Origin of the sequence: Microbacterium sp. LMI12-1-1.1 (genome assembly GCF_040676455.1) — a bacterium.
Lineage (GTDB): Bacteria > Actinomycetota > Actinomycetes > Actinomycetales > Microbacteriaceae > Microbacterium.
In genome coordinates this window covers 1,055,899-1,076,879 of record NZ_JBEGIA010000012.1, presented here as the reverse complement: position 1 = coordinate 1,076,879, position 20,981 = coordinate 1,055,899, and the positions used below count along the sequence as shown (strand labels likewise).

Sequence of the window (20,981 nt, the reverse complement as noted above, 5' to 3'; positions counted from 1 at the left end):
GGCGCCCCAGAAGAGGCCCCTCCCAGCACGTAACGGCCGTGGATTAAAGCGACGTTCCCCAAGATCCCCAAGAGGTTCGGCGTTTCCCCAAACACGAGCCGAAACGTGTTCCCGCCGTCAACGTATGCCGAGTACCTGCGCGCGTCAAGTACCCGAGGAATATCCGATTCGGGCGATAGCGACAAGGTAACGATTGCCGAAAGTCGCGTAATAACTCCGAGAAATGGAAAACGGCCCGGGGTCCCCCGGGCCGTCCTTATCGCAGATGGTTCTACTGGTTGCCGACCGCTCCGTCGACGTTCCCACGGATGTCGTCCACGGTGTCGTGGTGCTCCTCCGGCACGACCTTCTTCGCGATGCCCGAGGCGCCGTCCAGCACCTTGTCGCTGATGTCCTCGGCCTGCTCGGACTTCAGGAACTCGCCGATCTTGTCCTTGTTCTGCGCGTAGAGGTCCTTGCCCTGGTTGACGAGGTCGTCGAAACCGCCCATGCTCACTCCTTCGGCCGCCCCCCGGCGAGGCGTTAGGCCAATTGTGACGGGAACGGATGCCGCGGCGAAACCCCGGCCGCAGTGCATGATCTGAGCCCGGCGCCGCGGCCCGCGACTGCGGCTCACAGCAGCCCGATCGAACGCAGGTAGTCCGCGAATGCGTCGATGCTCGGCATCCGTTCGAATCCGTGGCGATCGCACCGCCATCCTGTCAACCGACGCACGCGGTCTTCGCGCTTCTGCTGATCGGCACTGACCTCCGCTGCGGTGCGCCCACCCATCACGTCCTCGTCGGTGAGCTTGAACGCGCCATCGAACTCCACCCACCGCCCGAGGGCCGGCCAGGCGAGGTCGAGCAGGGCGAACGTGCCGTCCGGGAAGTCGATGCGGTACTGAAGCTCTGGCTCGGGCACGCCGAGCTGTCGCATCCATAGCCGCGTGATCGTCTCCCCCGGAAGTTGCGCACGCCCGTCGGCGATCGCAGCGAGGAAGCGCGCTCGACGGATGCCGCGGGCACCGGCGCCTCGGATGATCCGAGCGCCGACGAGCGCGCGAAACTCCGCCGCCTTGGCACCGTCGTAAGACCGCGTGGCCTCGTTCCAGGCGAGCTTTCGGAGCGCAGCGTCATACACGACGAGCGCGGTCTCCATCGACGCCGTGCGGATGACGTCGTAGACCGTGCGATCGAGCGAGGTCACGCGAATGCCGTCGATCAGGACGACGTCCTGCTCAGGAAGCGGTTCCTGGTGCCGCAGAACGTCCCGCCCGTTGCGTCGGGTATGCGGCCGCGCGCAGACCATGTCCACGCGGTCGGAGCGCCACCGGTACACGGGAAGCCGGTGGCAGGCGGCGGCCGTCATTCGGCAGAAGGCCGATCCCGGCGCGGTCACGCGTCCCGCGACCGCGCGTGCCCGGGCTCGCAGCCGCTCCTCGGCGAACACCGCGTCCCACTCCGACGTCCGGACGTAGGCGCCGGGTCGCAGCCGCGTGTGGTCCTCTAGCGGCATCCCGTCGAAGGCAGGCTCACCAGGGCCCCGCGTATGGCGCGGCACCACTCGGACCGTCCGGCTCCTTCGCGACATGCTCCCACTGTGGCGACCCTGCTCCCCGCGATGGGCATAAGTCGCGGCATCCGTGCACTCCACCCGCCCACCTTCGTCTCCACGTTCCCTGTGCAGGAGCCTCCGCGCTCCCCGTCGACCATGCCCTTTCTGCGTCGAGCATGCCCGTTCTGCGTCGAGCATGCCCATTCTGCGTCGAGCATGCCCTTTCTGCGTCGAGCATGCCCGGGCACGGTCGCGACGGGATGGGCACGGTCGCGACGGGAGGGACACGGTCGCGACGGGAGGGACACGGTCGCGACGGGAGGGACACGGTAGCGACGAGAGGGACACGGTCGCGAACGCAGGGGCACGGTCGCGAACGCAGGACGAGGAGGCCGGGGACGACGAAAGAGGGGGCCGGACCCTTGCGGGTCCGACCCCCTCTGGAGATCGCGCGAAGAACCTTACTTGATGATCTTCGTGACCGTGCCGGCGCCGACGGTGCGGCCACCCTCACGGATCGCGTAGCCGAGGCCCTCCTCCATGGCGATCGGCTGGATCAGCTCGACCGTCATGTCGGTGGTGTCGCCGGGCATGACCATCTCGGTGCCCTCGGGCAGCGTGATGACGCCGGTGACGTCGGTGGTGCGGAAGTAGAACTGCGGACGGTAGTTCGTGAAGAACGGGTTGTGACGGCCGCCCTCCTCCTTGGACAGGATGTACGCCGTGCCCTCGAAGTTGGTGTGCGGGGTGACCGAACCGGGCTTCACGACGACCTGGCCGCGCTCGACGTCGTCACGCTTGGTGCCGCGCAGGAGCAGACCACAGTTCTCGCCGGCCCATGCCTCGTCGAGCTGCTTGTGGAACATCTCGATACCGGTGACGATCGTCTTCTGCGTCGGGCGCAGACCCACGATCTCGACCTCGGAGTTGATCGCGAGGGTACCGCGCTCGGCGCGGCCCGTGACGACCGTGCCACGACCGGTGATCGTGAAGACGTCCTCGATCGGCATCAGGAACGGCTTGTCCTTGTCGCGCACCGGGTCGGGGATCGACTCGTCGACCGCCTCCATGAGCTCGAGGATCTTCGCGGTCCACTCGGCGTCGCCCTCGAGAGCCTTGAGGCCCGAGACGCGCACGACCGGAGCGTTGTCACCGTCGAAGTCCTGCGACGACAGCAGCTCGCGAACCTCGAGCTCGACGAGCTCCAGGATCTCCTCGTCGTCGACCATGTCGGACTTGTTCAGCGCGACGAGCAGGTAGGGGACGCCGACCTGCTTGGCGAGCAGCACGTGCTCGCGCGTCTGCGCCATCGGGCCGTCGGTGGCGGCGACCACGAGGATCGCGCCGTCCATCTGAGCAGCACCGGTGATCATGTTCTTGATGTAGTCGGCGTGACCCGGGGCGTCGACGTGAGCGTAGTGACGCTTCGGGGTCTCGTACTCGACGTGCGAGATGTTGATCGTGATACCGCGCTGACGCTCCTCGGGAGCGGAGTCGATGGACGCGAAGTCGCGCTGCACGTTGGTGGCCGACGGGTAGGTGTCGGCGAGCACCTTCGAGATCGCTGCGGTGAGCGTGGTCTTGCCGTGGTCGACGTGACCGATCGTTCCGATGTTCACGTGCGGCTTGGTCCGCTCGAACTTGGCCTTAGCCACTGGGTCCTCCTCAGGACGGTCGTGTAGAACTTCCGGGCACTGGTTTGCGACCGGTCGTCTACGGGGATATCTCCACCTTAGTGGAGACGGTTCTGTTGATTCTGTGTGAAGTTGTGCCCCCGGGATGCCTCGTCACCGAGGCATCCCGGGGGAAAAGGGTTACTCGCCCTTGACCTTCTGGATGATCTCGTCGGCCACGGCGCGGGGAACCTCGGCGTAGCTGTCGAACTCCATCGAGTACACGGCGCGGCCCGAGGTCTTCGAGCGCAGGTCGCCGATGTAGCCGAACATCTCGGACAGCGGGACCAGTGCGCGGACGACCTTGACGCCCTGTGCGTCCTCCATCGACTGGATCTGGCCACGACGCGAGTTGAGGTCGCCGATGACGTCGCCCATGTACTCCTCGGGAGTACGCACCTCGACCGCCATGAGCGGCTCGAGGATGACGGGGTTCGCCTTGCGGACGGCCTCCTTGAAGCCCATCGAGCCGGCGATCTTGAACGCCATCTCGGACGAGTCGACGTCGTGCGACGCGCCGTCCGTGAGGATCGCCTTGACGCCCACCATGGGGTAGCCGGCGAGCACGCCGATGTTCATGGCGTCCTGGAAGCCCTGGTTGGTCGGCTCGATGTACTCGCGCGGGATGCGGCCACCGGTGACCTTGTTCTCGAACTCGTACGTCTTGTCGGCCGTGACCTCGAGCGGCTCGAGCGCGAACTGGATCTTCGCGAACTGACCCGAACCACCGGTCTGCTTCTTGTGCGTGTAGTCGTGACGCTCGACGACCTTGCGGATCGTCTCGCGGTACGCCACCTGCGGCTTGCCGACGTTGGCCTCGACCTTGAACTCGCGCTTCATGCGGTCGACCAGGATGTCGAGGTGCAGCTCGCCCATGCCCTTGATGACGGTCTGACCGGTCTCGGAGTTCTGCTCGACGCGGAACGTCGGGTCCTCCTCGGCGAGCTTCTGGATCGCGAGACCCAGCTTCTCCTGGTCGGCCTTCGTCTTGGGCTCGATCGCGACCTCGATGACCGGCTCGGGGAAGGTCATCGACTCGAGGACGACCTGGTTGGCGCTGTCGGACAGCGTGTCACCGGTGGTGGTGTCCTTGAGGCCGATGACGGCGTAGATGTGACCGGCGGTGACCGAGTCGACCGGCATCTCCTTGTTGGCGTGCATCTGGAAGATCTTCCCGATGCGCTCCTTCTTGCCCTTGGTCGCGTTGACGACCTGGGCGCCGGAGTCGAGGTGGCCCGAGTACACGCGGATGTAGGTGAGGCGACCGAAGAACGGGTGCGTCACGATCTTGAACGCGAGCGCCGCGAACGGCTCGTCACGGTCGGCGTGACGCTCGATGATGACCTCTTCGTTCTTCGGGTCCTTCGCCTCGATGGCGGGGACGTCGAGGGGCGAGGGGAGGTAGTCCACGACGGCGTCGAGCATCGGCTGCACGCCGCGGTTCTTGAACGCCGAGCCGCAGAGCACGGGGTAGAGCTCCGAGGCGATGGTGAGCTTGCGGATGGCGCCCTTGATCTCGGCGACCGTGAGGCCCTCGCCGCCGAAGTACTTCTCGAGCAGGTGCTCGTCGGACTCGGCGACCGTCTCGAGCAGCTTCTCGCGGTACTCGGCAGCCTTGTCGGCGAGCTCGGCCGGGATCTCCTGGATCTCGTACTTGGCGCCCATGGTCACGTCGCCCTTGGCGTCGCCGGGCCAGACCAGCGCGCGCATCTCGACGAGGTCGATGACGCCCACGAAGTCGTTCTCCGCGCCGATGGGCAGCTGGATCACGAGCGGCTTGGCCTTCAGGCGGTTGACGATGGTGTCGACCGTGAAGTAGAAGTCGGCGCCCAGCTTGTCCATCTTGTTGACGAAGCAGATGCGGGGCACGTCGTACTTGTCGGCCTGACGCCACACCGTCTCGGACTGGGGCTCGACGCCCTCCTTGCCGTCGAAGACGGCGACGGCGCCGTCGAGGACGCGCAGCGACCGCTCGACCTCGACCGTGAAGTCCACGTGGCCGGGGGTGTCGATGATGTTGATCTGGTTCTTGTCCCAGAAGCAGGTGACGGCGGCCGACGTGATCGTGATGCCGCGCTCCTGCTCCTGCTCCATCCAGTCGGTGGTGGCAGCGCCGTCGTGCGTCTCGCCGATCTTGTGGTTGACGCCCGTGTAGAACAGGATGCGCTCGGTCGTCGTCGTCTTGCCGGCATCGATGTGCGCCATGATGCCGATGTTGCGGACCTTGTTGAGGTCGGTGAGCACTTCTTGTGCCACGGGGGTCTGTCCTTACTTGTGGTGACGGATGTCGCGGTCCCGCCGCTCCCGTGGATGACACGGGAGCGGCAGGAAGCGGCTTACCAGCGGTAGTGCGCGAAGGCGCGGTTCGACTCGGCCATCTTGTGGGTGTCCTCGCGGCGCTTGACCGCGGCGCCCAGGCCGTTCGACGCGTCCAGGATCTCGTTCTGGAGGCGCTCGGTCATCGTCTTCTCACGACGACCCTTCGCGTAGCTCACGAGCCAGCGGAGCGCGAGCGTGTTGGCGCGGTGAGGCTTGACCTCGACCGGCACCTGGTAGGTCGAGCCGCCGACGCGGCGGCTCTTGACCTCGAGGGTGGGGCGCACGTTGTCGAGCGCCTTCTTGAGCGTGGCGACGGCGTCCTGACCGTTCTTCGCCTCGACACCCTTGAGGGCGGTGTACACGATCGACTCGGCGATCGACTTCTTGCCGTCGACGAGGATCTTGTTCACCAGCTGGCTGACGATGGGTGCGCCGTATACCGGGTCGTTGACGACGGGGCGCTTCGGGGCGGGTCCCTTACGAGGCATCTTGCTTAGCCCTTCTTCGCGCCGTAGCGGCTGCGAGCCTGCTTACGGTTCTTGACTGCCTGGGTGTCGAGTGCACCGCGGACGATCTTGTAGCGGACACCGGGGAGGTCCTTCACACGGCCGCCGCGGACGAGCACGAGCGAGTGCTCCTGCAGGTTGTGGCCCTCACCGGGGATGTACGCGGTGACCTCGGTGCCGTTGCGGAGCTTCACACGGGCGACCTTGCGCATCGCCGAGTTCGGCTTCTTCGGGGTGGTGGTGTACACACGGGTGCAGACACCGGCCTGCTGCGGGTTCGCCTTGAGCGCCGGCGCCTTGGTCTTCGAGACCTTGGGCGAGCGACCCTTGCGAACCAACTGCTGAATGGTTGGCACGTTCTCTCCTTGTTGTGCTGCACGGTGACAGCGTCGTGGTCTCCCCCGCTGCATCCGGATCTTGCGATTCATGACGCTGCGGGCTCACGCGGACCCACCGACGCGGCAGAATGACTGACGCGCTTTGCTTGGTGGGTATGCCGTGGGGGTGGCCTGTTCGCAGGCCGTTCCCTGAGATGCGGCGCCCACACCGTTCGCCGCACCGAGGCACGGTTGACGGCGCGCGTGAGCGCACACCCGATCCATGATACGTGGCTTTCGGGGACCGGGCAAACGCGCAAGCACGCCGCGGGCAGAACGAGGCTGCGACACGCCGTGGCGCGGGCCAGATGGGGCTGCGGTCAGCCCGGTCAGCCGGCGGTCAGCAGAGCCGCGAGAGACACAACGACGACGATGACGAGAACGGATGCCGCCACCGCCGCGACGATGGCCCGGCGGCGTCGGCGGCGCCTCACGGCCGCCTCGGCCGCCGCCGTGTCGACGTACGCCTGTGGCGCGTGGCGGGCAGGCTCGGCGCGCGCAGCCGTTGTCGCGGGGACGGACCGCGCACGGTAGGGGCTCGCATCCGCTCGCGGCGCGGACGCGACCCGAGCCCGGGGCGCCGGTGTGCCCGCCGGCGCGGCGGGGCCCGCCGGGGCGGCGCTCTCCCTCCGTCGCACCGTCGCCGTCAGCTCGTCGATGTCCGCCGCAGGGTGGGCGCTCCGGCGCGGACCGACCGGTGCCGACGTGGTCGCCGCCTGGGTCGTCAGCTCTGAGTTCGGGGGGATCAGGGAGCGCGCCGATACGACCGTGACGTCGACGTCGGCAGGCAGCGCGGCATCCGTCGCTCCAGTTCGGCGCCGCCTCGCGGGAAGCGTCCGTTCGTCGGGTGCCTCGTCCGGGGGCTCCCGCACGGCGCGCCGCGACAGGGCGGTGCGCTCGTCGTCGGGGTCGATCACCCGTCGCTCCGCCGCAGCCGGACCTCGGCGTCGCCCAGCAGGAACCGGTCTCCGGCCTCGACCTCTTCACCGGTGGGCGCTTCGACCTCGGTGCCCATCACCGTCGCGAAGAGGACGCCGTTGGTCGAGTCCAGATCGGTCACGTACCAGCGGTCGTCGCGCAGCGTCAGCCTCGCGTGCGTCTTGGACACCGTCCCGTCGTGGATCGAGACCAGCTGCGCGCCGGGGAAATCGGGGTCGCCGGCCGGGCGCCGGCCGAGGATGACGACCTCCGCCGACAGCGCGACGGGGTCGCCGGTCGGCGGGACGAGGGTCCAGTCGGTGCGCTTGCGGCGGGCGATGATCGTCTCGTCGAAGACGTCCTCGTCGGGAATCTCGGGCTTGCCGTGGAAGGCCGACACCGACGACCGCGCGGAGAGCGGCACACCGGCGTCCGGAGCCCCGGCGATCGCCGAGACCGGACCGGACGCCTCGGGGAAGGCGTCGGCGTCGCTCATCGGCGAGCGTGCCGGAGCCCACGGCTCGGCCTCGGCATTCGGGGCGTCGGCGACCGGCACGCGCATCACGGGCGGGCGGGTGAGGTGCTCCCCCGTGCTGCCCTCGGGCGCGGCGGATGGGTCGGATGCCGCCACCGGAGCGGCGGTGGAGGAGACCGGCGGGGGCGAGACGAACGACCGGGGAGCGATCGGAACGGCCGAGATGGGGGCGGGAGCACCGGGCACGGCGCCGGTGACCTCGGAGCTCAGGTCGGCGGCATCCTGGCCGAAGCCCTGCCACCGGTCTGCGGGCGCCGGCTCGGCGTCGTGCGCGTCGTCCTCGGCCCGGCCGGCGGCGACGGGAGCGGCGACCGGGCGACCGGGAAGCGGCGGGGGCGTCCAGCCGCCGACGGGCGGTGCGACCTCGTGCGCGTCGGCGGCCGGCGCGGCGGGCACGTTCGTCGCCGGGAAGGCGGAAGAGGCGCTCGGGGGCGGCGCGAATCCGCTGGCCCCGGTCGCAGCCGCCGGGAACGCGGCGCCCTCGCCGGAGTGCGGCGCCGGGGTCGGGAACGGCGGCAGCGGCGGAGGGCCGGCGGTCTCGGCCGACCCGCGACGGACGCCGCCGCCGTGCGCGCCGCGGGATGCGGACGACTGCTCGCGTCCGACCCAGCGGGCGCTTCCCCAGCCGACGATCGACGCCCAGACCGGGAAGAGCAGGACGCCGACCACCGTCATGCCCGCACCGAACCCGAACGCGACGTTGAGGCGGTACAGCGCGATCGCGAGGACCACCAGGAACGCGATGTTCACGAACGGGATGAACGCCAGGATCACGAGCCACGGCGACAGCCCCGCCAGCTGCAGGACGACGACGATGTTGAGGATCGGCACCCAGGCCTTGAAGGATTCCTCGCCGGACTTGCGGAACACCGCTGACAGCGCGAGGGCCGTCCAGACGTACAGACCGGCGAACAGGAGGAGACCGGTCAGCGTCCCGAAGACGGCGGCGGTGGCATCGGTGGCGTTCATGGCATGGGACGCACAGGCTGGGCCCGTCGTCTCCCCCTCTCGGCGAATCTGCTGCGGACGCCCGTTTCGGGCGCCAGTGGTCGGAGCAACGATCTCAACGATACGGTCGCGCGGGCTCCGCGCCAGAACCCTTTTTCGCTGCGCAGTATCCGCCGCTCGGCGTCGACGGCGGCCCAGTAGCGCCGGGCCTCGTCGGCCGAGAGCTCGGCGCGCGAGAAGACGGCACGATCTGCGGCGCGCGCGAGTTCCGCCCCGGCGGGCGTCGCGAAGGCGGCGGCGAGCTCGCTCCGGGTGAGCGTCTTCGGTGCTGTGCGGCCCGTGTCGAGCGCGGCGTCGACGTACTCGTCCCAGCCCCCGGCGATGCGCGATGCCGGGGTGCCGGTGCGTCGCCGAGCCCGGCGGCGGGCGGCCTTCGTCCCGACGACGATCAGCAGCGGACCGAAGGCCAGGGCGAGCACCAGCAGCGCGATGCCGCCGATGCGCAGCGCCGGCCAGAGCCACGCGAGGTCGACGGCGGAGTCCTCCTCGGGGGTGCGTTCCTGCCCCGAGTCCTCCTGCGCGGGATCCGGCGGCACGACCTCCTCGACCGATTCGGGGCGCACCTCGGTGACGTTCTCGGGGTCTCGCTGCTCGGTGACGTCCAGGCTCGGAGACACGGCGTACTGCGGCGTCACGTCGACGGCGACCCATTCACCGGCGGCCGACTGCACCTCGGTCCACGCCGTGAGGTCCTGCGCGCGGCATGCGCCGTCGTCGCAGGTGGCGAGACCGGGCTCTGCCGAGGTGAGGCGCGCGCCGAGCACGACGCGCGACGGGAATCCGAGTTCGCGGGCCATGAGTGCGACGGCCACCGCGAACTGCTCGTCGTCGCCGATCGCGGCGACGTAGTTGTCGGACGCGGTGGCCCGCTGATCCGTCTCGCGCTCGAGCAGGCGCGCGAACATGGTGTCGACACGGGCCAGCGAATGGCCCGAGGCGCTCGGCTGGAACGTGTAATCGGGGAGCGCTGCCGCCCACGCGGGCTGCTCCGCTCCGCGGGAGAGCCCGTGACTGAGGTAGCCGCGCTCCCGCAGCAGCGACACCAGCCCGGCGAGGGCGGCGCCGCCCGAGCCCGTGGCATGCTCGTCCATCCACGTGCGCAGGCTCTCGGGGGCAGCAACCCCGCCGGGGCTTCCGGGCGCCTCGAGCTCGGCCAGGCCGGCGGTCGGCGGCTCGACCCCGCGCACGACGTAGCTGTCACCGGCTGAGAGCCCGCCGCCGGCGGTCTGCACGCCGGCCGCGGCGGCGGCGTTGTAGTAGAACCGGTCGGCGAGCGACGCCGACCTGTCGCCCTCGAACTCGACCGTCGAGAGGCGGCCGGCGGTCGGCATCCAGATCCCGTCCCAGGCGTCGATCTCGACGCGCGCCTCGACCGGCGATCCCTCACCCGCGTCGAGAATCGAGGGCACCCGCACGAACCGGCCAGCGTCGACGGCGCCCTCGCCGCCCGAGCGGAAGACCTCGCCGTCGTACGCGTCGAGGGTCGCGATGCGCACGCGCTCGGGGAGCGCGATCCCCGAGCCGTCGGCCGCTTCCACCGTGAACAGGACGTCGCCGGCGCGGTCGTCGCCGAACAGGGCGCGATACTCCGTCAGCGGGCTGACCTCGGCGGACAGGTCGATGTCGGGGCCGACCGCCGAGCGCAGCACGTCGCGCTCCGCGCCGCGGGCGGCGAAGGGCACGACGGCCACCGCGAGCACCAGGGCGCCCGCCACCATGCCGGCCCCGAGCGCCGTCCGGCGGCGGTCGGCACCCGTCGGCCGGCGGGAGATGCGCACCCCGCTGGATGCCGCGGCCCGCTGCAGCGCACGGATGCGCTCGTCGTGGGTGCGCCACGCGAGCCACAGCAGGCAGGTCACGAGACCGGCGAGGCCCACGGCCGTCTCGACCGGGGCGTACAGCGCGACCGGGCCGAGCCGCCACGGGGCGCTCACGGTGGTGCGTCCGAAGAACAGCCCGAACGTCACCATGCCGAGGGCCACCGGAACGGCGGCATAGGCGGCGCTGTCCTCGCGCCAGGCCAGCAGCAACACCACGCAGGTGCCGACGAGGAACACCACCAGGGCGGGCACGAGCAGGTTGCGATACGAGCCGACCGGCAGCTCGACCGTGACGAGGTCCTTCCACCCCAGCACGAGGCCGCTGGCCAGCTCGCCGAGCCCACGGAGCAGGTCCTCCGGGGATCCCAGTCGCGAGGGGACGGCCAGCGGGATGCCGAGCAGCAGCACCGCGGCAGCGAGGAGTCCCGCGACCGACCAGCCGTTCCAGCCCCGCCACCACGCCAGCGCGGCGATGCCGCCGCCCACGAACGTTCCGGCGACGACCAGCACCGTGAAGGAGCCGGAGCGGTAGATGGGCCAGGCGGCCACCGCCGCGATCGCGGCGATCACCACCGCGAACGCCACGCCCACGCCGATGCGGGGCACCAGGCGGGGAGCGCGCAGAGCCGACGTCTCTGTGGCACCCGCGGATGCGGCATCCGTCCTCATCGGCACGGGGATCGGGCCGCTCACGACGTGGCTCCCCGCAGGAGCAGGCCCGACAGGTCATCGAGGGTGCCGACCGTGAGCACCGTCATGCTCGACAGCGGCTGCATGCGGGGGTGGGCGCGCTCGTCGCACATGATGCCGACGACGGCCGTGTCGGCCGGGAAGGCGAGCGCCGCCTGCTGCAGCCGCGTGAGCGGCACGCGCGAGCCGACGACGACGAACGCGATCGAGAGGCGCTCGCCCGACTCGGCGGCGAGGCGGCACACCTCGCCCACGGGCATCGTGCTCTCGAGCAGGTCGACGCCGCTGAACCCGTCGAGCATCGGGCGGGGCGCCGCGGCGGGAATGCGGCGGATCGCGCGCAGGCGGCCGCGGACCACCCGCGGGATCTCCGAGCCGGTGACGATCTGCACGTCCCGGGCGTCGTGCACGGCGCGCAGGCCCAGCGACGCGGCGCACGACACCGCCAGCTCGAACTCGTCGGCGTCCGCGTACTCGGCTTCGGCCACGGCGAGCACGACGGCCATGCGGGAGCGCCGTGACTCCTCGTACTGGCGCACCATGAGGCGACCGGTCTTCGCCGTCGAGCGCCAGTGGATCTGGCGGCGCGAATCGCCGGGCACGTATTCGCGGATCGCGTGGAACGACATGTCGGCGTCGACGAGCCGTCGCGTGGGAGAGCCCTCGAGGTCGCGGATGAGCCCCGCGCTCGTCGAGGGCAGACCGGTGGTGCGGGGATGGACGTAGAGGTCGTGCACGTCGGGGAACGAGTGCTCACGACGCAGCAGCCCGATGGGGTCGCTGCGCACGGTCGTCGCCGGACCCACTGTCACGATGCCGCGGGCGAGGCCGGGGATCTCCAGCGGCTGCTCGATGGCGTGCCCGGGACGCAGCAGCGGCACACCGAACTCCACCAGCCCGGCGCCCACCGCGACGTCGATGCGACCAGGAAGCGCGACCCGGTGGCCGTCGTTGCGCACGACGATGCGCCCGTCGACGCCGTCGCCCGCGACGACCCGCTGGTGCGTGAGCGTGAGATCGACGTCGTAGGCGCGCGCGCCGAACAGGAAGGGCACGGCGGCGACCAGCAGGAGGAGGGATGCCGCCCCCGCGACCATGAACTCGACCCAGCCGAACGCGACGCCGAGCAGCAGCCCGGCCGTCGCCGCGACCGCCGCCAGGACGCCGGCGGGCCGGACCGTGCGTGCAGACCATGCGGCGGCCGTCGAGATCCCTGCGCCCGCCGCCCGCCAGGCCGCCGTCCACCAGACGGCCGCGCGCACGAACGTGCGACCGCGCCGCGGCTCCACGCTCGTCGCGGTGCCGGTCAGCGTCGTCGTGAGGTGCGTGCGACCCTCGGTGCCGGTCGACGAGACCGTGCGGGTGATGCGCGGCTCGAGGGTGCCCGTCCCGCCGCGTCGGCGGTCCCCCGGCCCGGCGGCGGCGCGCTCGGGGGTGCTCATACCGCTTCGCGTCTCGCGGGCGGCGCCACGTCGAGCAGCACCTGGCCGACCACGGTCTCCTGGGTGACCCCGTCGAACTCGGCCTCGGGGTGCAGGATCAGCCGGTGCGAGAGCACCGGCACCGCGAGCGTCTTGACGTCGTCGGGCGTCGCGTACGTGCGGCCCTGCGAGGCGGCGCGGGTGCGCGCGGCGCGGGTGAGGGCGAGAGCGCCGCGGATGCTGACGCCCAGGCGCACCTCGTCGGCCGTGCGCGTGCCGTCCACCAGCCGCGCGATGTAGTCGAGCACCAGCGCGTCGACGTAGACCTGGGCCGCGAGGTCGGCCATCCCGACCAGGGCCTGCGGCGTGATGATCGGGCCGAGGTCGGCGGTCGCGATCGCCGCGCCGTCGAGGATGCGGACGGTCGCGGCGTGGTCGGGGTAGCCGAGCGACGTGCGCATCATGAAGCGGTCGAGCTGCGCCTCGGGCAGACGGTACGTGCCGGCCTGCTCGACGGGGTTCTGCGTGGCGAGCACGAGGAACGGGATGCCGGCCTCGCGAGAGACGCCGTCGATCGTGACGCGCCCCTCCTCCATGACCTCGAGCAGCGCCGACTGGGTCTTGGGGCTCGCACGGTTGATCTCGTCGGCGAGCACGATGTTGGCGAAGATCGGGCCGGCATGGAACTCGAACACGCCCTCCTTCTGGTCGTAGACGCTGAGCCCCGTGATGTCGCTCGGCAGCAGGTCGGGCGTGAATTGGATGCGCGTGTTGGTGCCCTGCACCGACTGCCCCATCGCCCGGGCGAGGGAGGTCTTGCCCGTGCCCGGCACGTCCTCGAGCAGCACGTGGCCGTCGCTGAGCATCGCGGTGAGGACGAGCTCGACGACGTGGCGCTTGCCGAGCACGGCGCGCTCGACGTTGTCGGCGATCTGCCCGAACGTCTGCGCGAACCAGTCGGCCTGCTCCTGGGTGATCGTCATGTGCTGTCCTCTGTGGTGTGCGGGTGGGGCCTGCGGCGAGCGGATGGATGCCGGTGGTCAGGGTGCGGGGGGCGGCTGGGGATTGCCGTTGTTCGGCTGGCACGCCGCCGAGAACTCGGTACTCGCGGGGGCCAGCCCCCAGCCCTGGGCGTCCCAGTTCACCGTCACGGAAATGCCTTCGACCCGCTTCGCGCCGATGGGCACGTCCCACGTGTCGACCGTGTGCGGGAGCAGCCTGTCGTCCTCGTCGTAGTAGCGCAGTTGGGAGTTCCCGAAGGCGAAGACGGCTGACGAGCCGTTCGGGGCGTTCGACGACTGGCCACGGTAGGCGAGCGGGCTCCCGCCGACGCACGATGTGACGGTCCAGTTCGCCTGCACCTGGTACGGGGCGCTGCCGGCGCGCGGGGTCACGGTCGACCACGTGGTCGCCGTGCCCCAGAACTCGTGGACGTATCGCACCTGGATGCCGGGATCCTGGCCGAACACCGTGCTGCCGGGGCCCCATCCCTGGAACTCGGCGCGGTTGCGGTTCGGAAGCCGCTCGGTCGTGGTGGGGTTCTCGCGGATCACCCAGTCGGCGCGTTGCTCCTGCACGTTCGGCCTGCCGTCAACGGCGAACGTCCAGCCCTGCGGCGCCCTGCCCGACTGCTGGGCGCGGACGGTCGCGGTCGTCTCGACGCGGCCGAAGGACTCGTCGTCCCACCACGACTCGACGCACATCCGGAACGGGTACTCCTCGCCGTCCTCCAGCCCGGGGAAGGTGGCCGTCTCGCCGCCGTCGATGACCCTGCAGCGGTCACCGTCCTGCACGATTCCGTAGCGCAGGCCCGATCCGTCGCCGTTGACCACGGCCGACCCACGCGCCGTGACGGTGGCGGTGCCGTCGCCGTTCGACGCCGCACTGAGCGTCAGCTGCGGCGACAGCGGACTGCCGATGCCGTTTGCCTGCACGGTCGCGGCGGCGCCCGATGCGCTGCCGCCGAGCCCCGGCGGCAGGTCGAAGCGGGAGTAGGGCGTCACGGTGATCAGCGAGGCGGTGTTGCTGCCCACGCGGTACCAGGGCACCTCGACGCTCGTCCGGTTGCCGTTGACCGGCACGCGCACCACCTCGCCGGCGGGGCTCGAGATCTCGAGGCTTCCCGTCTCACCCACCTCGATGCCGTCGATCACGAGCGACACGATCCCGCCGGCGCCGTCGCCGGTGACGACGGGGGCGGCCGTCACGCTCGTCGGCGCGAGCGGCGCGTCGTACGCCCAGGCCAGGGTGCGGACGCTCCCCTTCGACTCGCCCACCGCGTTGACCGCCCACGCCTCGTAGGTGCGCTGCTCGCCGTTGGGGGCTGCGACGGGCGGGCAGACGCCGTCCGCGGCGCACCGCGCGACCTCCTGGCCACCCGAGCGGACGACGAAGCCGGAGAGCGCCGGATACGCCGCGCGTGCCTGTCCCGGGTCGACCCGGAGCGTCACGGTGCCGTCGGCGTAGGCTGCCTGGCTGATGCTCGCGGGCGGCTTGGGGTACCCCAGCAGATCCAGCAGCACGCGCCCGTCGCGCTCGGCGTTCGTGACCCGGCCCTGGGCGTCGCGGACCGAGAATGTGGCGGTGCACGTCGCCCCCGGGGCATCCGTCGTCCACGTCGCCGTGATCGACGTCGCCGACGCGACCTGGAATCCCACGCCGGCGCACGATCCCGTCGGCCGCACATCGACGACCTCGAGCGGGGTGCGCGGCAGCGGATTGACCTCGCCGCCCGCGCCGATGACCGGGATGGTGCACGACGAGCCGGACGCCTGCGAGCATTGCTGCACGACGGAGCCGCCCTGCGGCAGCGTCGACGGCGCGGCGCCGACGCGGAGGATGAGGCGCGCGGGCGTCACCGAGGGGTGGCTCGTGACCGACACCAGGACGGCCTCCTCCGACCCCTGGACGGCGCGATCGGCGCCGGTCACGGTCACGGTGGAGCCCTCCTGCGTCACCTGGAACGCGGTGCCCGAGTGCTCGGTCGCGTACACGATGCCGTCCCAGTCCTCGCGCAGCTGCCACGTGGTCATGTTCTTGAGGTCGAACGACGCGGTCTCGCCGGGACCGACCGTGATGGAGCCGGGACGCAGCTCGGGCTGCGGATCGCGCGGGTGCACCACGATCGGCACCGAGAGGAGAGTCCACTCCTCGTCGCCCGACAGCCGCACCGGCACCTGGCACGCGTCCACCCACGGTGCGCCCGCTCCGGCGTCGTAGCGGATGACCGTGCCCGAATCGATCGCGCACCTGGCCTCCGCACGGGCTCCGGATGCCCGGACGTCGTCGCCGATCTCGATGAGCGCACCGCGTGGGCGTGCGACGAGGCTCGCCATGTCGAAGGTCCCCGACTCGAGCTCGGTGACTTCGGGGGATGCCGCGCCCGCGCGGAGCGTCAGCGCCAGGTCGTCGTCACCCGGCACGCGGAGGAACCCGTACGACGTGACCTCACCGGCAGCGCTCTCGCCGGTCACGGCGAAGGGGATGAGCTGTGTGGTCTCGGGGAGCGCGCCGCGCAGGCGCGAGCCCTGCACCGTAACCCCCTGCGGGTCGCCCCACAGCGAGAGCTCGAGGTCGCCGGCGTCGCCGCCCGACCACGTGACCTTGCCCGCCAGCACGTCGACGCCCCGCGGGAAGTCCTCGCGGCTCTCGACGGTGAGGCTGGTGTCGGCGACGACCGGGTAGTCCGGCACGCTCTCGCGCACCACCCGCACCACGATGAGGCCGCGCCCCGTGTTGCCCGACGAGGACTCCACGTCGTAGAGGAAGGACATCGTCGCCGGCTCGTCGCCCGCCGCGATGCGGACCGTCGCGTCGTCGACGGCGACGATCTGGTCGCCGAGACGCTCGTACTCCGGATTGTCGCTGCCGTCGATGAGGGTCGCCGGCACGTCGGGACGGATGTCGGTCACGCGCAGCTCGCCCATCGTCGGATCGACGTCGTTCGAGAGCGGGCTCACGCGGATCGTGTTGCCGTCGCCCGCCTGCACCTGCACGTAGTCGGTGAAGGTGACCGGGCTCGGGTTGGCCTCGCTGTCCAGCACGCCGACCCGCACGGTGCCCTCGGCGGTCTCGCCGAACGCGTCGACGACGCGGTAGCGGAACGACACCTGCCCGCTGTCACCCGGGACGCTCGTGTACATGATCGACGCGCCGTCGGCCGTGATCGTGGCGGCCCCGCGCTCGGGCTGGGCGACGATGCGGTCCAGCGTCACGACGTCGCCGTCGGGATCCATCCCGAAGCCGTCGAACTCGATGAGCGCGGACTGGCCGCTCAGCACGCGACCCTCGAGCGTGTCGGCCGTCGGTGCGCGGTTGGCGTCGGCGTCGATGACCCGCACCCGCACCGCCGCGGTGTCGGCGAGCGCCGGCGCACCGGTGGTGAACACCGAGTACTCGATGCCGTACTCGCCGGGCTCGCCGGGCGCCAGGTAGCGCAGCAGGTCGCCCGATGCGAAGGCCAGCGCCCCATCGGACGAGGACCGCACGGACGCGGGGTTGAGGGTGGGCAGGCCGCCCGACGGCGCGATGTCGTTGTCGAGCACCGGGATGTCGATCTGCGCGCCGGCACGCACCACCACGGTGTCGTCGACGGCGATCGGCGCGAGCTCGGGCGCCGGAGGCAGCAGGTACACCGTGGCCTCGCCCTGGACGCTCGCGCCGGTGTCCTCGGTGCCGTCGCTCACGACGTACGAGACCGTGCCCAGCCGGCCGGCGGCGCCGTCCGCCGTCGTGCCCGACACCCGCAGGTGGTTCTGGCCCACGGCGTCGACCGACAGGGTGGCGCCGTCGTCGGCTCGCGCGGTGACGTCGCTCAGCAGCAGCACGCGGCGCGTCGGGTTCGAGACCGCGTCGAAGACCTCGAGCGTGGCGTCCTGCTGGGGGTGCACGAACGCCACCACCGGCGAGGTCGAGAGCTGGGCGGGCGCGTCGGCGGGCAGCAGGGTGATGCGGGCCGTGCCGGCCGCCTCGCTGACGCCGTCCGTCACCGTGAAGTCGACGCGGAACGTGCCGGGGTTCTGCGCCGTGAAGTCGAACGACGTCGAGCCGCCGACCACGGTCGCCGTCGCCGCGGCGTCGTCGAGTACGCGCACCGACTCGAGCGAGAGCGTTCCCGCCGTGCCGGTGACGTGGTCTGCGACGTCGATGGTCATGCCAGATGCCACCGTGTCGGTGACGGCGAACGACTGGGCGGCCAGCTGCGGCTGCGGCGACACCTTCACGGTGAGCGACTTCACCGCCGTCTGCCCCTGGGTGTCGGCGACGGTGACCGCGAGCTCGATGAGCTGCTCGCCCCCGTCGCCGGTGTCGCTGTGCTGGTAGACGACGTCGCCGCCCGGTGTCGAGGCGACGCTTCCGGTCCCCGTCACGTTCTCGACCGACAGCAGCAGCAGCGGGTCGCCCTCCGGGTCCACCCAGCCGGGGAGCACCGGCACGGTCACCGTGCCACCGCGCGCGACCTCCGGCTGCGGCCACTCGACGAGGCAGCGCTCGACGCCGCACCACTCCGGCGCCGACTCGGCGGCGGCATCCGCCACGGTGACGGTGACGGTCGTCGACTCCGACATCAGGCCGTTCTCGGTCGTGCCGTCGGTGACGGCGTACGAGAAGGTGGCCGAGCCCGTCGCGCCGGGCTGCACACGCACCGCGAGGCGCTGGTCGTCGTCGGTCACCGTCACGGCGCCGAAGGCGGGATCGAGGCCCGTGACCGACGCGGGGTCGATCGTGAGCACGTCCTCGTTCGGGTCGTGGTCGTTCATCAGCACCGGCAGCGAGGCGAGCGCCCCGGAGCGTACCCCGAAGGCGTCCGGCTCGGCGATCGGGGGCTTCGGGTCGAGCACGACCTGCAGCTGCTCGCCGCTCGGCACCGCGTCGGGGTCGGTGCGGTCGTCGAGGCTCCAGTCCTGGCTCGAGGCGATGAGGGCGCCGTCGGGCACCGACCACGCCCATCCCGACCGCGTGTCGTTGAGGATCACGGCGGAGTCGCTCGCGACGAAGACCGGGCGGACCTGGTCGCCCATCGCCTCGGCGCCGTAGTCGAGGACGACCGTCGCGCCGTTCGAGCGCCACAGCAGCCCGCCCGCGTCACCCGTGCCCAGCCAGGCGGCGTAGGTCTCGCCGTCGTGCGTGACCGGCTGCGCCGGGGTTCCGAGCACCGTGCCGGTGCCGCCGCCGACCTCGGTCGCCATGCTGGAGCCGTCGGCCGGCACGCGCACGAGCGCGGTGTCGTCGGCGAGGTAGACGTCGGTGCCGCCGGCATCAGGCGCGCCGACGACCACGGTGCCGGTCGTCGGCGTCCGGACCGGGCCGTCCTGGCCCCGCAGCCAGACATCGCCGTCCTCGGTGTCGACGACGGCCCACGTGTCACGCGCGGCGGTGATCGCCGGCGCGGCGAGCCCATCGGCGTCGAGGGTGTCGCGGTCGCGCACCTGGCCGTCGCGGACGTCGTAGCGCAGCACCGAGCCGTCGGCGCGCGAGTACGCGAACAACACGCCCCGGGCGTCGACCGCGATCGCCTCGGCGGTGTACTGCGGCGTGTCCTCGTCGTCAGTGCGGAACGGGTCGAGCTGGGATGCCGAGCCGCTGGAGAGCCGCCCGGCGAACACGGCGCCCGAGTCAGTGAGATACGCCACGTAGTCACCCGCGGTGACGACCTCGGTGGTGCCGGGCGGCGTCTTCTGCGACGCCTGCAGCGCCTCCTCATCGAGGTCCGCCGGCATCGCCGCGTCGATGCGGGTGAGCGTGCTGTAGCTGTCGCTGAACAGGTACGCGGCATCCCCCGTCTGCACCACCTGATCGGGATTGCTGATGCTGCGGACGGTGTCGAGCTCGCCGACCGAGGTGTTCACCCGTGCATAGCGCCTGCCGTCGCCGGTCTGCAGCGCCCACACCGCCGTGTCCACGTCGGGTGTCTCCTGGGCGTCCAGGCCCGGCCACACGATGCTGACCCCGATCACCGCGGCCGCCACCGCGCCGGCGGCGACGAGGCCGGTGACCGTGCCGCGGCGCATCACAGCACCCCCACGGCCAGCAGCACCGCGACGACGGCGCCGGCGCCGGCGACCACTCCCGCGCCGATGCCGACGACCCACGGCAGCGCGCCGCCGCCGCGTCTGCGGCGCGCGGGCGCCGAGATCTCCGTGTCTTCGTCACGGGCGAGGGCTGCCACCCCGGTGCCTGCCCGGGACTTGCGGGTGAGGTCGCGCTCGACATGGGAGCGGGCCGGTCCGCGCAGCGCCGAGTCGCCGAAGTCGACCGGACCGGATGCCGGTGACCACTCCGCGTCGGGGATCTCGAGCGGCGTCGGCGAGAGGCCCAGCCCCGCCTGCACCTCGCGCAGCGCCTCGCCGAACGCACGCGCCGAGTCGTAGCGGCGACCGGGGTCGCGGCTCATCGCCGTGGCGAGCACGCTCTGCAGCGACGCCGGGACGTCGGCGCGGGGGATCTCGACGTAGGTGGCGCGCGCGATGCGACGCCGCAGCAGATCCTTGGTGTTCTGCCCGCGCTCACGCCGCTCGAAGGGGCTGTGACCCGCGAGCAGCGAGTACACCGTCGCGCCGATGCTCCACACCTCGCTCGTGACGGTGCCGCTGGTCTGCTCGGCCACGACCTCGGGCGAGCTCCACGGGATCGACATCGCCAGCACCTCGCCGCCGCTCTTGCGCTGGAGCGACGCTGAGATGCCGAAGTCGGCGAGCACCGGGGTGCCGAAGGTCGTGATGAGGATGTTGCTGGGCTTGACGTCGCGGTGGATGAGGCCGGCGCGATGCGCCGACTCCAGCGCGCTCGCCATGCGCACGCCGATCGCGAGCACCTCCTCGACGGGGATGCGCTCCACCCGGTAGCGCTGCGCGAGCGAGCCGGGGCAGTACTCCATGACGATGTACGGCCGCCCGTCGGCGGAGATGCTGGCCTGGTAGACGGTCACGATCGAGGGATGGGCGGACAGGTGCGCCAGCACATCGGCTTCGGCGTTGAACATGCGCCGCAGCTCGGGGTCGCGCACGTCGCTGGGCATGACCTTGACCGCGACGTTGCGGCGGGGCATGTCCTGCTCGTACAGGAAGACGTCGGCGAATCCGCCGGAGCCGAGTGGGCGGATGTAGGCCAGCCCGGGAAGTATCGGGGGCGCCGAGGGAAGCCGTGTGGCCACCACACCTCCCCCGCAGTCCGCTACCT

Annotated in this window: 13 protein-coding genes; all 13 read right to left on the bottom strand. The window is 71.3% G+C overall.

The window, feature by feature from the left end:
• Positions 1–271: 271 nt before the first annotated feature.
• The 13 genes from MRBLMI12_RS13305 to MRBLMI12_RS13245 all read right to left on the bottom strand — a co-directional run bounded on the left by MRBLMI12_RS13305 (position 272) and on the right by MRBLMI12_RS13245 (position 20,955).
• Complete coding sequence (locus MRBLMI12_RS13305) at positions 272–490, bottom strand: hypothetical protein (RefSeq protein ID WP_363356926.1); 219 nt, start codon at positions 488–490, stop codon at positions 272–274.
• A gap of 122 nt (positions 491–612) precedes the next feature.
• Positions 613–1,497, bottom strand: coding sequence for a hypothetical protein (locus tag MRBLMI12_RS13300; RefSeq protein ID WP_363356925.1), 885 nt, complete (start codon positions 1,495–1,497; stop codon positions 613–615).
• Positions 1,498–1,997: 500 nt separating this feature from the next.
• Positions 1,998–3,191 (bottom strand): elongation factor Tu, encoded by a 1,194-nt coding sequence (gene tuf, locus MRBLMI12_RS13295; RefSeq protein WP_308867838.1) that lies wholly within the window; start codon positions 3,189–3,191, stop codon positions 1,998–2,000.
• Positions 3,192–3,350: 159 nt separating this feature from the next.
• Positions 3,351–5,465 carry an elongation factor G gene (gene fusA / locus MRBLMI12_RS13290; protein WP_349426345.1) on the bottom strand — a complete coding sequence of 705 codons (2,115 nt, stop codon included), beginning with the start codon at positions 5,463–5,465 and terminating at the stop codon, positions 3,351–3,353.
• Between the two features lie 80 nt (positions 5,466–5,545).
• Positions 5,546–6,016 carry a 30S ribosomal protein S7 gene (gene rpsG / locus MRBLMI12_RS13285; RefSeq protein WP_055962856.1) on the bottom strand — a complete coding sequence of 157 codons (471 nt, stop codon included), beginning with the start codon at positions 6,014–6,016 and terminating at the stop codon, positions 5,546–5,548.
• A 5-nt stretch (positions 6,017–6,021) separates the two neighbouring features.
• On the bottom strand, positions 6,022–6,390 hold the full coding sequence (gene rpsL, locus MRBLMI12_RS13280; RefSeq protein WP_018171438.1) for a 30S ribosomal protein S12: 369 nt from the start codon (positions 6,388–6,390) through the stop codon (positions 6,022–6,024).
• A 350-nt stretch (positions 6,391–6,740) separates the two neighbouring features.
• Positions 6,741–7,328 carry a hypothetical protein gene (locus tag MRBLMI12_RS13275; RefSeq protein ID WP_363356924.1) on the bottom strand — a complete coding sequence of 196 codons (588 nt, stop codon included), beginning with the start codon at positions 7,326–7,328 and terminating at the stop codon, positions 6,741–6,743.
• Positions 7,325–8,833 (bottom strand): DUF5684 domain-containing protein, encoded by a 1,509-nt coding sequence (locus tag MRBLMI12_RS13270; RefSeq protein WP_363356923.1) that lies wholly within the window; start codon positions 8,831–8,833, stop codon positions 7,325–7,327. The genes MRBLMI12_RS13275 and MRBLMI12_RS13270 overlap by 4 nt, the downstream gene beginning before the upstream one ends.
• Positions 8,830–11,385, bottom strand: a complete 2,556-nt coding sequence (locus MRBLMI12_RS13265) for a transglutaminaseTgpA domain-containing protein (protein WP_363356922.1) — start codon at positions 11,383–11,385, stop codon at positions 8,830–8,832. The genes MRBLMI12_RS13270 and MRBLMI12_RS13265 overlap by 4 nt, the downstream gene beginning before the upstream one ends.
• A complete protein-coding gene (locus tag MRBLMI12_RS13260; protein WP_363356921.1) occupies positions 11,382–12,824 on the bottom strand; it encodes a DUF58 domain-containing protein in 1,443 nt (480 codons plus the stop codon). Before MRBLMI12_RS13260 ends, MRBLMI12_RS13265 begins: the two co-directional genes overlap by 4 nt.
• On the bottom strand, positions 12,821–13,786 hold the full coding sequence (locus MRBLMI12_RS13255) for an AAA family ATPase (RefSeq protein WP_349426340.1): 966 nt from the start codon (positions 13,784–13,786) through the stop codon (positions 12,821–12,823). Before MRBLMI12_RS13255 ends, MRBLMI12_RS13260 begins: the two co-directional genes overlap by 4 nt.
• 57 nt (positions 13,787–13,843) lie before the next feature.
• Complete coding sequence (locus MRBLMI12_RS13250) at positions 13,844–19,813, bottom strand: Ig-like domain-containing protein (protein WP_363356920.1); 5,970 nt, start codon at positions 19,811–19,813, stop codon at positions 13,844–13,846.
• Positions 19,813–20,955 carry a serine/threonine-protein kinase gene (locus tag MRBLMI12_RS13245; RefSeq protein WP_363356918.1) on the bottom strand — a complete coding sequence of 381 codons (1,143 nt, stop codon included), beginning with the start codon at positions 20,953–20,955 and terminating at the stop codon, positions 19,813–19,815. Before MRBLMI12_RS13245 ends, MRBLMI12_RS13250 begins: the two co-directional genes overlap by 1 nt.
• Between the last annotated feature and the right edge of the window lie 26 nt (positions 20,956–20,981).

Coding starts and splice junctions, on each gene's coding strand:
- MRBLMI12_RS13250 (WP_363356920.1), bottom strand. CDS start 19,813: ATGCGCCGCGGCACGGTCACCGGCCTCGTCGCCGCCGGCGCGGTGGCG.
- MRBLMI12_RS13300 (WP_363356925.1), bottom strand. CDS start 1,497: ATGCCGCTAGAGGACCACACGCGGCTGCGACCCGGCGCCTACGTCCGG.
- MRBLMI12_RS13270 (WP_363356923.1), bottom strand. CDS start 8,833: ATGAACGCCACCGATGCCACCGCCGCCGTCTTCGGGACGCTGACCGGT.
- MRBLMI12_RS13260 (WP_363356921.1), bottom strand. CDS start 12,824: ATGAGCACCCCCGAGCGCGCCGCCGCCGGGCCGGGGGACCGCCGACGC.
- MRBLMI12_RS13305 (WP_363356926.1), bottom strand. CDS start 490: ATGGGCGGTTTCGACGACCTCGTCAACCAGGGCAAGGACCTCTACGCG.
- MRBLMI12_RS13255 (WP_349426340.1), bottom strand. CDS start 13,786: ATGACGATCACCCAGGAGCAGGCCGACTGGTTCGCGCAGACGTTCGGG.
- rpsG (WP_055962856.1), bottom strand. CDS start 6,016: ATGCCTCGTAAGGGACCCGCCCCGAAGCGCCCCGTCGTCAACGACCCG.